Annotated in this window: 11 protein-coding genes; 2 read left to right on the top strand and 9 right to left on the bottom strand. The window is 48.7% G+C overall.

Translation table 11 applies throughout. The features are described from left to right. The coding region (locus WG89_RS32125; RefSeq protein ID WP_062260605.1) for a transposase at positions 1–169 on the bottom strand (169 nt) is incomplete at its 3' end. Positions 170–393: 224 nt separating this feature from the next. Here WG89_RS32125 and WG89_RS13410 point away from each other — a divergent pair. Next, positions 394–1,947 carry a scavenger receptor cysteine-rich domain-containing protein gene (locus WG89_RS13410; protein WP_153301589.1) on the top strand — a complete coding sequence of 518 codons (1,554 nt, stop codon included), beginning with the start codon at positions 394–396 and terminating at the stop codon, positions 1,945–1,947. Here the strand turns inward: WG89_RS13410 and WG89_RS13405 are convergent. The 8 genes from WG89_RS13405 to WG89_RS13370 form a co-directional block, all read right to left on the bottom strand. After that, positions 1,944–2,657, bottom strand: coding sequence for an ABC transporter ATP-binding protein (locus WG89_RS13405; protein WP_062266886.1), 714 nt, complete (start codon positions 2,655–2,657; stop codon positions 1,944–1,946). The two genes, WG89_RS13410 and WG89_RS13405, sit on opposite strands and share 4 nt — an antisense overlap. After that, a complete protein-coding gene (locus WG89_RS13400) occupies positions 2,638–3,543 on the bottom strand; it encodes an ABC transporter ATP-binding protein (protein WP_062266884.1) in 906 nt (301 codons plus the stop codon). The genes WG89_RS13405 and WG89_RS13400 overlap by 20 nt, the downstream gene beginning before the upstream one ends. Continuing rightward, the gene (gene livM, locus WG89_RS13395) at positions 3,540–4,877 is read right to left on the bottom strand and encodes a high-affinity branched-chain amino acid ABC transporter permease LivM (protein WP_079253831.1); all 1,338 of its coding nucleotides are present in this window, start codon (positions 4,875–4,877) and stop codon (positions 3,540–3,542) included. Before livM ends, WG89_RS13400 begins: the two co-directional genes overlap by 4 nt. Then, positions 4,877–5,794 carry an ABC transporter permease subunit gene (locus tag WG89_RS13390; protein ID WP_062266882.1) on the bottom strand — a complete coding sequence of 306 codons (918 nt, stop codon included), beginning with the start codon at positions 5,792–5,794 and terminating at the stop codon, positions 4,877–4,879. The genes livM and WG89_RS13390 overlap by 1 nt, the downstream gene beginning before the upstream one ends. A gap of 90 nt (positions 5,795–5,884) precedes the next feature. Further along, a complete protein-coding gene (locus WG89_RS13385; protein ID WP_153301588.1) occupies positions 5,885–7,015 on the bottom strand; it encodes a branched-chain amino acid ABC transporter substrate-binding protein in 1,131 nt (376 codons plus the stop codon). A gap of 131 nt (positions 7,016–7,146) precedes the next feature. Next, positions 7,147–8,139 (bottom strand): helix-turn-helix transcriptional regulator, encoded by a 993-nt coding sequence (locus WG89_RS13380; protein ID WP_079253830.1) that lies wholly within the window; start codon positions 8,137–8,139, stop codon positions 7,147–7,149. A gap of 22 nt (positions 8,140–8,161) precedes the next feature. Next, entirely contained in the window at positions 8,162–8,974 is an 813-nt protein-coding gene (locus WG89_RS13375) for a formylglycine-generating enzyme family protein (protein WP_062266876.1), read from the bottom strand. An 11-nt stretch (positions 8,975–8,985) separates the two neighbouring features. Continuing rightward, positions 8,986–9,828, bottom strand: a complete 843-nt coding sequence (locus tag WG89_RS13370) for a formylglycine-generating enzyme family protein (RefSeq protein WP_062266874.1) — start codon at positions 9,826–9,828, stop codon at positions 8,986–8,988. Between the two features lie 185 nt (positions 9,829–10,013). Between WG89_RS13370 and WG89_RS13365 the strand changes: the two genes are divergently transcribed. Further along, positions 10,014–10,589: a hypothetical protein gene (locus WG89_RS13365; RefSeq protein ID WP_062266872.1), complete on the top strand. Its 576-nt coding sequence runs from the start codon at positions 10,014–10,016 to the stop codon at positions 10,587–10,589. Positions 10,590–10,638 lie beyond the last annotated feature (49 nt).

Below are 10,638 nucleotides of genomic sequence, written 5' to 3'. Positions count from 1 at the left end.
GAGGATAAGGAGGTCTTCCGTTGCCACGCTTAGGGTAATAGGGCTCGATTACGGCCTCTAAGCGTTTCCATGGAATCAGAACCTCCATTCTTTCAAGAAAAATTTCCCTACGAGTTCTGCGTCGCTTCTGGCTGAATTCACTGTCGGAAAAAGAGAGTTGTTGGTCCATGACTACCTCTGATCAAGCTGCTGAGATTATTATCTCATGATCAGGGACTTATTCGCAGGTTCCCTAGCAATGAAGATTTTTTGGCAAAGCTGAAAGTGATAAGAGGAAACCTCTCGGGGGAATGGGAATTGCTGGAAAATGAGTATGATATAAATGGTCCCCGTTGCCAGAGCTTTAGAGTGCAGTTCAAGCCGTTTATCAACGGAAGCAGGAAAGCTTCAATTGTGATAGATCCCTGTGTTCAGGGTGAAGGGGATAGTTGCGTAAAAGTATTAACGCTGGAAGCAAATGTGATTAAAGAATCAGAGTATGTGTCCAGAAAGTCCAGTGAGCACTATTCCATAGGGCAATTTACAGTTATTTCTAACGAAGCGCTGAAAAACCAGGTGTACCTGAATACCTCTGCAACAAGAATGTGGATCAGAAATACAAAGGTACTGATCGAGTTTGAAGTGAATACCCTCACTATGAGCATACTGCCAATTCGGATGTTCAGTTTTCCTGATAATCTGGATATTCGTCGAAGTACTTTATGTGGAATGGACGATGGCACATTGTTAGAACTGGATTATTGGAAGACTGGACGTATACGCCTGTTAAATGAGATGGGCAATATAGTGTCTCAATCGCAGGAAGGGATTCTGTTTCAATGTGCCAGAATGATCGATGAAGAAGCGGGTGTTCGCCTGGTACCTGCCAACTGTGCTTTTAACCGGACCGAAGATCTGGTAGCTGGACGTGTGGAGATGAGATTACCGGGAGATGAGCTTTGGGGAACAGTCTGTGATGACCGGTTTGAAAAAGCTGAAGTTGAGGTGGTTTGTAAACAGTTAGGTATGTTGCCGGGTCAAATATTCAGTGAAGGTGTTGGTTTCAACAATGAGTGTAACGCAGGCAGCGGGGCGATAATATTTGATGAACTGGGATGCGCGGGCTCAGAAAAAAGTCTTCTGGATTGTTTCTCTCATACGACCTCAGCAGCCTGCCAGTATTCACATCGAAATCATCATGATTGTATTCATCAGGAAGATGTTGGAATCAGTTGTAAGGGACGCAGTTTCCAAAGCTCACGCCCCTATCTGAGACCTCTCAATCAGTGTGAATCCATCCGCAAGCAAAAGCAGCTAGCGGTGGCCAGTTGTGGAGGGGAAGACATAAGGTTTATTGATCTTGACCCAATGTTTCGTCAGCCTCGTCAGGCAGAGGTTGAATTAGTGAGCACTACAGAACCATTGCCTGATGAAGTAAGTGATCTTAACCCTCAGTCCTGGGGTGTGCTTGGTAATGATTCAATAGTCATTAATAATCAAACTCATGGGATGCTCTTGAGTAAAGAGCAAGGAGCATATATGAGAGGAGGCGTATTTTCTCTCGAAAACGATCCTCATTTGATGGCCGTAGCAGGTAACAACATTTATACGCTAAATGACAGGCCTCCCTTTTTTTTAAAGAGAGTGTTATTTGAAGAAAGTGAAGTTATGGAGGAAGAGATATTCTCCAAGCTGACTGATTATGATCCTCTGAGTTTTTCCGGCTCAGAAGAGGGCTTATTAGCTTTGGGTGAAGTAAGTCCCCAGAATGTGGTGAAAATTACTCTTTGGTATGGAATCTCTCCGGGACAATCATTACCTGGCTTGGCTCCGGTGACTTTGCCTACAGAAGCACCAGAGCTCTTGATGCCCCAAACAATAGCCACAGGGGCAGGGAATAATCTAATGCCATCTGTATTACTGATCTTTCTGGGTTTTGTTCCGAAGCTCCCGTTAGATGGACTTTAGCCTCCCATATAAGCTTCCCGCACCTCTCGGTTAGAAAGCAGTTCTGTGCCTGTACCCCCCAGTTTGATACGGCCGTTAGCCATCACATAACCCCGGTTTGCCAGTTTCAGAGCATGATGAACATTTTGTTCAACCAGAAAAATCGTCATCCCACCACTGGCCACTTCTTTCAAAATACTGAATATCTGTTGAACGACAATGGGCGCCAGTCCCAGGCTGGGTTCATCCAGCAGTAGCAACCGTGGGCGACTCATCAGCCCCCGGGCAATAGCCAGCATCTGCTGTTCTCCTCCAGATAATGTGGAGGCATTTTGTTGTTTCCGTTCCTCCAGTATGGGGAACAGTTCGTACATTTTTTCCAGATCTTCGTGAACATGTTTTGTGCCAATGGGGGTTGTGCCCATGATGAGATTTTCTTCAACGCTCATCTGGGCAAAGACATGACGACCTTCCGGCACCAGTGCGATGCCCAGTGATGCAATTTTATGTCCTGGCTGACTGGTCAGAGCTGTGCCATCAAAGTGGATTTCGCCACGAGTGACACCGGGATTACCAAACAGACTCATGAGTAATGTGGATTTACCTGCGCCGTTGGCCCCTACCAGAGTGACAATTTCTCCCTGATGAATATGCATGGATACCTGATTCAAAGCCTGAATGGGACCGTAGGAGGCATCCACTTCCTGAATATCAAGCAAGGGCTGGTTCATGCTCAGGCACTCCTGTTTCTTCTTCTGTCCCCAGATACGCTGATATGACAGCAGGATCGTTTTTGATCTGATCCGGACTGCCACGGGCAATCACCAGTCCATGGTCCAGTACTACAATCTGGCTTGATATCTTCATGACCATGCCCATATCGTGCTCAATCAGCAGGATAGTGAGTTTGTGTTCTGAGCGCAGGGTGTTTAGAGTTTTGGCAAGCTCTGCTGTTTCCTGTGGGTTTAGACCTGCAGCGGGTTCATCCAGACACAGTAATTCAGGGTTTGTGCAGAGTGCTCTGGCAATCTCCAGCCTTCGCTGTTTACCGTAAGGCAATTGACCTGCCAGTTGGTTGCCTTCATTAATCAGATCCAGTTGTTCCAGCCAATACCAGGCTTTATTCAAAGCGTTCTCTTCCGATTTCTGGAAAGAACGGGTATTGATAATCCCCGCCAGAAAGCTTCTGTTCAGTTGCATATGCTGGGCAACCAGCAGGTTTTCCAGAGCCGTCATTTCCTTGAACAAACGGATATTCTGAAAAGTTCGAGCCAGTCCTGCACGGTTAACCTGATGCGACCCACCAAACAACTTGTAATAAAGTCTGCGACCAAAGCGCACAGGTTGCCAAAGATCGGATGCCTTGAAGGATTCTCCCAGCACAGAGGTCACACTGGTTTTGGTTTTATGAGCATTCAGCTCAATCTTCCCGCTGGTGGCTCGGTAAAACCCCGTCAGGCAATTAAAGACCGTGGTTTTGCCTGCACCGTTAGGACCAATCAGTGCTGTGATGCTGCCTCTTGGTACCTGGAAGTCAATATTCTCCAGTGCCTTGATGCCACCAAACTGCATGTTGAGGCCTTTAATGGTGAGAATGGCGTCAGAAGAGGAGGTCATCGTACACCCTCCATGGCTTGGCGGACTGTTTGAGGTGGCTGGAACGACGACCGGGTCATTCTTACCAACCCTCTGGGTCGCCAGATCATCATCAGTACCATGAGAAGACCAAACATCAAGATCCGATATTCTGAAAAGTCCCTCAGTACTTCAGGCATCACGGTGAGCACAAAAGCGGCTATCACCACACCCTTGGTTGAGCCCAGTCCACCTAGAACGACAATGGCAAGAATCAGTGCCGACTCGAAAAACGTGAACGACGTTGGATTAACGAAACCCTGGTAAGTGGCAAAGAAGACACCGGCTATACCGCCCACAGCGGCACCGGTCATAAAGGCTGAAAGCTTTACCAGTACATGATTCAGACCCAGTGAACGACAGGCAATTTCATCTTCCCGCAAGGCTTCCCAGGCCCGTCCCACAGGCATTTTTGTCAGGCGGTGGTTTATGTAGAGCACTGCCCAGACCAGGGCAAAAAGGATCAGGTAGATAAAAATGAATTTGTAGGCTGAGTCGTAGGAGAGTCCAAAGTATTCATGAAAAGGTGTGCCCTCTTTGACCCGCCGTTTAAACTCCAGACCAAACAGAGTGGGAGCAGGAGCAGATACACCATTTGGGCCACCGGTGAACTGTGTCCAGTTGTTCAGTACCAGTCGTATGATCTCGCCAAACCCTAGAGTCACAATGGCTAGGTAATCTCCATGCATTCTTAACACGGGGAAACCCAGCAAAGCACCGGATAAAGCAGCGAGGAGGGCAGCCAGAGGCAGCATGCTCCAAAAACCAAGCCCCAGGTATTCATGACCCAATGCCAGCCCGTAGGCACCTATGGCATAAAAGGCGACAAACCCCAGATCAAGAAGACCTGCCAGACCAACTACGATGTTGAGACCCAGACCCAACAATACGTAAATCATTCCCAGGATAATGACCGTAATCCAGTATTTGCTGGCCAGAAAGGGCACCATTAATCCTGCGAGCATGAATAATGCAATGATCCAGTAACCATTCGCTGCTTTCTGGTTGAGAGGTTGCACCCGGATACTGGTGTCTTTTCTTGAGAATTTCTCAAGAAGCTTTTCGCCTTGGGAAGTCTGGAAAAACAGTGAGGCTACAAGCCGGCCGGTAAAAATGACTCCCAGAATACTCACCAGGCTTTTGAGTTGTAGCTGAAAGTCATAACCGTCCAGTTCCAGTCCGACAATGGGGCCGAAAACAGCCAGCGCCAGCAGTGTTGTTATGAAGGCATCCAGCAGGCTTTTACGGATTCTGAAAAGGAGTTCGTTGGAGGATAAGCTGTCTGGTTTGTTGCTGTACTGATAATCAATCGCCATCAGACCTTCTCCACTTCAGGCTTACCCAGCAAACCGGTTGGTCGGAAAATCATGATCAGAACAAGAAGGCTGAAAGCAAAGACATCCTTGTAATCGGTATTCACCATCCCGGAAAACAGTGATTCGGACATGCCCAGCAGAATACCGCCCAGCATGGCGCCGGGCAGTGAACCAATGCCTCCAAGCACCGCAGCCGTAAAGGCTTTAATACCGATGATAAAACCGATGTAGAAGTCAAAGGTTCCGTAGTTAAGCGTGACCAGTGTTCCCGCGAGAGCCGCCATGGCTGCACCTATCACAAAGACAGTTGAGATCACCCGGTCAGTATTGATCCCAAGAATCATGGCCATCTTGCGATCCTGCTGAGTAGCCCGGCACTCTCGGCCCAGACGAGTGCTCTGGATGATCCAGGTCAGTAGGGCCATACCCAACAGGGCAACAACAATAATCAGCAGCTGGGTGTAGGAGACCTGTATGAATCCCTCAGCCATTTCCAGTCTGAAGGAGCCTGACATAAGAGTGGGGACACCTTGGCTTCTGGCTCCCTGACTGATCTGTACGTAATTCTGAAGCACCAGCGACACACCTATGGCTGAAATCAGCGGGGCCAGACGGGTTGATTGGCGCAGTGGGCGATAAGCCAGGCGTTCAATTGTCCAGCCATAGGCACTGTTGATCAGAATGGTGAAAAACAAAGTGCCCAATAAGATGATGGGAAAGGATTCGATACCAAAGAATGTCAGCAGGGCGATCACTATGGCGGTGACATAAGCCGAGATCATATAAACATCGCCGTGGGCAAAATTGATCATGCCAATAATGCCGTAAACCATGGTGTAACCAATGGCTATGAGGCCATAAACAGAACCCAGAGCCAGGCCATTCACCAGTTGCTGCAGCAGGGTTGAAAGATCCATGAAGTTTTACTCCAGAGGCAAACAGCATTGAGCGAAAATAGCGTGTGGAAAGTGAGCGGCCGGACATTGCATCCGGCCTTCGTCATAGACTTATTCTTGATTGGCTGAGAGCTGTTTGTATTGGCCCTGTTTGTCCCACTGATACATCACATAGTCAGAGACTTTCAAATCACCTTTACCGTCAAAAGCTTTGGCGCCCAGAACCGTGGGTACTTCATTCTGTTTCAACCAGGCAGATACTTTTTCTCCATCGGTTGTTTTCAGTGCCTTGGCAGCGGAGGCGAGAGTTTGCAGTGCTGCATAGGAATACAGAGTGTAACCTTCAGGTTCATAGCCATCAGCCTGGAAACCGGCGACTACCTTTTTACCATCAGGGATTAACCTGGGGTCAGCCCCGAACGTCATCAGTGCACCGTTAACAAACTCGGCTCCACCGGCGGTTTTCAGGAAGTCATCGGAAACAATGCCATCACCAGAAATAAAGGAAGCGGTCACACCTTGCTCTCGCATCTGTCTGAGTAGAGGGCCAGCTTCTGAATGGAGTCCACCAAAGTACACAGCATCAGCACCGCTGGAGCGGATTTTGGTGACCAGTGCGTTGAAGTCTTTTTCGCCCCGGGTCAGGCCTTCGTACATCACTTCTTTAATGCCCAGTGAGTGCAGGCGATCACGAGTTGCATCCACAAGCCCCTGACCATAGGTATCCTTGTCATGGATCATGGCGATTTTTTTGGCTTTCAGTTCGCCCGTTATAAAGTCAGCAGCAACATGTCCCTGCTGGTCATCCCGGCCACAGATCCTGAAGACCCCTTCAAAACCCTGCTCAGTGAGCTTGGGGTTGGTTGAAGCGGGAGTGATCATCACCACACCGGCGTCGTCGTAAATTCTGGAAGCGGGAATACTGGAGGATGAACAGAAGTGTCCAATCACAAAATCAACACCGTCTGAATCCACCAGACGGTTAGCTACTGCTACGGCCTGCTTGGGTTCACAGGCATCATCAGCCTTGATCAGTTTTACCTGTTCACCATTAATGCCACCTGCTTTGTTCAAGTCAGCAGCGGCTTTTTCTGCGCCTTTCCATAATTGTTCACCAAAGGCGGCATAAGGGCCGGTATGGGGTCCTGCAACACCTATAAGAATGTCTGAGTGTGCGGGGAGGGAGAGCAAGCCGGAAATCGTAAACGCGGCCAATCCTTGTGCGAGTGTCTTCCTGCTCATAGGAATAGGTCCTGTCTTGCGTGTTTTTTATTTTTTTCGATTACTGCAAGTGAAGAACATCATGACACAGAGATGCCCATGCTGAAAGGCCGGAAAATTGACGCAGTCTTCAATTAAGACTGCAATACTGCTCAGCTGGCCGGTCTGACCAGAATGCTGGCGGAGAGATCAATGGACTCGGCATAAAGCGTGTCGCAATTGTGATAGGTCTCAATCACCGGAGCGCTATTTTCAGGCTCCAGACCGTGGCGCAGGACATACAGGTACAGACTCTTTAAGGTGGCGTAGTAGCCAGCCAGGCCAGAAATATTGACACGGCAGGAAAGGTAAAGACCTGCAGAAATCCGGTGGTTGGCGTCAGCCTCATCACAGAAATAGCCCGCAGAATTAGTGGTACTCTGATCAGGTGAAGCCAGATCTGTCCAGCTATATACCAGTACTCTGTCGTTGGCGGATGAGGGTCTTTTCTGTTTCCAGATTTTTTCCAGCTTGCTGAAGCTGTACATAGCGGCCTTATGGATGAAGACAGGGCGTTCCGGGTAATACTTCAGCGTTACCGGGATATCACTGGCCATGGCCTGTTCCATTGAATCAGAGAGACCTTTCTGGGGGTGTCCGGAAAATCTCATCAGGTCTTCAATGTAGGCTTCGTCATGCTGGTGAATCCTGTCTCTGATCTCAGAAGCCGAAGTATTCAAGAGTTGGCGCAAAACTTTGGCCAGGGCCTGGGAGGAGGAAAAGCCGGATTCAGTTGCGATCTCAGTAATACTCAGATCCTGTTCTGTGCAGAGATAGTAAACGGCCAGCTTCAATCGCATTCTTCGCAGATACTGTCCGGGTGTTTCGTTGAAGACCTGACTGAACATATCCCGGAAGTGATTGGGGGATATAGCACACAGGTTAGCGACTTCCTGCCAGTTTAAAGGGTGCTGAATGTTCTCAAGAATATGGCGTACGGCTTTATCAAAACGCTTATGCCAGACAGGTGACAGTTCACGGGTCAGCTGATCTTCAGGAATCAGGTTGAATACCGGAGTATCTGAATGGTTTTGATTCTTCTGTGCCTTCATAGTACTACCGCCAACGAAGTGGTTGGCGGTAGGATTCCAGTAAAGGACTGACATATCAATAGTCAGAGGTATTCCATCAGCCAGCGCAGCGGAAACCGACTATGTAGCCCTGACCTTCCGGCGCATAGGGAACACGAATGGAGACATCCAGTTCTTCCTTCTTCATCATCCAGGTCGCGCCACGCAAGGTTTTAAAGCCCGTATTTCTGTCCGCACCTTTGGGATCGCGAAGCTCGTTTTTCTTATAGTATTCGGCATCAAACCAGTCGCTGGTCCACTCAAGCAGATTACTGGTCATACCCATTACTCCATAGGGAGAAGCACCTTCCGGGTTGGCATTGACTGGCCTGCTGGTGCCCATACCACAACCCGGTTCCATTTTTCCTCGAGTGGTTTTGTCACTGATGGTGGCCAGATTGCAAGAAGGTGTTTTATTGCCCCATGGGTAGAAGCGCTTATCGGTGCCTCGGGCGGCTTTTTCCCACTCAGCCTCTGTCGGCAAACGCTTTCCACCGTCCCATTTACAGAAGGTTTCGGCCTGTTTGTAGGTAACACAGTTGACCGGGTGGTCACTGTTCCAGGGCATGCCCGCGTTGCACCCACCACCAAAATAGAGATCGGTACAGTTGCCTTTTTTCATGCACTCATTGTAACGGCGATAAGTGACTTTATATTTATCGATCTTGAACTTACTGATAAAGACTTTTTTCTCTGGAAGGGCCTCAGGCAGGCACTCATATTCCTTGTACTTACGGGTACAGCCCCGAGTGAACTCACCTGATGGAATCTCTACCACGGCCTTGTCATTAAAGGCTTTCCCTGGAGTAGAGAACCCGGTCAACATAAAGATTGAAGCGATGATTGCCAGCCACTGTTTACTTGTTTCCATGATCGCTCTCCTTATGCTGATTTGGCACAGCGCACGCCAATAGCGGGGCTGACATTATTGGGGTAATACGGGAAGCGGCTGGTGGAGCGAAGCTCCCAATAAGCTCTGGCAAAGAAATCACTGCCCCGGGTTGTTTTGTAGACGCCACTGGAGGGCCCCTGAGGGTTATTTTCAGGACTGCTGTGGTAGTAGCGGTTGCTATGCCAGTCAGCGGTCCATTCCCAGACGTTACCGGCCATGTCCATGGCGCCGTAAGGTGACGCCCCTTTTGGCTTTGAACCTACGTCCATCACATTGCCGGTACCACAGCCAAGATTGCCAGCGTATTGGCTGTCCATAACCGCTAAATCACAGGTAGGTTTCTGGTTGCCCCAGGGGTACTTTCTACCGTCTGTACCTCTTGCGGCTTTTTCCCATTCAGCTTCAGTAGGAAGCCTTTTGCCTTCGAACTCACAGAAGGCTTTGGCCTGATGCCAGGTCACACCATTAATAGGGAAGTTATCTACGCCCTTGCGACCAAAATTCATGGAGCCACCCACTGCCAAGGGGGAGCATTTTCCAGCGTCCAGGCATTTCTTGTAACGGGCGAAGGTCACTTCATACTTGTCGATTTTGTAGGCATTCAGGTAGACCTTGTGAGCTTTCTCATCTTCTGCGTAGTAGCAGATATCGTCATTGGAATTCAGGCAACCCATAGTGAACGAGCCGGAGGGCACATCCACCATTTCTCCATAATTCGTGACTTTTGCACTGGCCAGTCCAGGCAGGCCCAGTAGAGCTGCGCTGAACAAGGAGGCTGAACAGGCTTTTATCATTTTTTTAAGCGCTGTGGCCTTATTGGTTGTCTTCATCATGTATATCCCTCACAACATTACAGGCTTGTTATGGGGTAGACGATAAAGGGAAGATTTTGGCAAGGCGTGTCCGTAACACCGGAATTACGGTTCTTTTTGCCCTTTGTCCTGAAGAGAGGGGGAGTAAAAGGTCATTGTTTATCCGCTGGCTATAGTAAAGAAAGGTATTCAGTCAGGGCATCATCATGGATTTGAGAAAACTGTTGCTAGCCGTCAGCATTTTGCTGATTCCCTATTCAGGGTATGGAAAGCCAATCTATAAGTGTCAGGTAAATGGCAGCGTGGTCTTCACAGAAGAAAAGTGTGACAGCAATGCCAAGCCCATTGAGCTGAAAGGTCTGGCAGCTCCTCTTGAACCTTTTGATATGGATAAGTTGAAGGGCATGGATGAAAAGGTCCGGACCCGGATGATTGAAGAGCGTATTACCCTTCGGCAGAAGCGTATCAGAACCTATCGTAATCGTATGCAAAGTGAACTGAAATTGCTTCAGGCCAAAGCCGATAAGAGTGTCAAACAAAAAGCCAGACAGAATAAAGCATTACCCCGGAACAGTGTTCAGGATAAAGAGATCAACACCCAGCTGAAATCCATTGCTGACAGTGTTGAGCTGGACACCAAAGGAACACTTTCAGAGCAGATGAATGCCGTTGTGGCTCATTACAAGACCCTGATTGAAGCCGAACAGTTCCAGATCGAGTTGCTGTTGCAGGAGTTAAGGTTGAATCAGGTGATGCATCAGAATACTTCAATGCAGAAATAAGCTGAAAAAGAAGTTGTGCTGGAGTAAGGCTATTTGAGCGCAAGGGATA

The organism is Endozoicomonas arenosclerae, from assembly GCF_001562015.1.
Taxonomy (GTDB): Bacteria; Pseudomonadota; Gammaproteobacteria; order Pseudomonadales; family Endozoicomonadaceae; genus Endozoicomonas_A; species Endozoicomonas_A arenosclerae.
The sequence above is the reverse complement of the archived record's forward strand: the minus strand, read 5'-3'. Positions and strand labels throughout refer to the sequence as shown.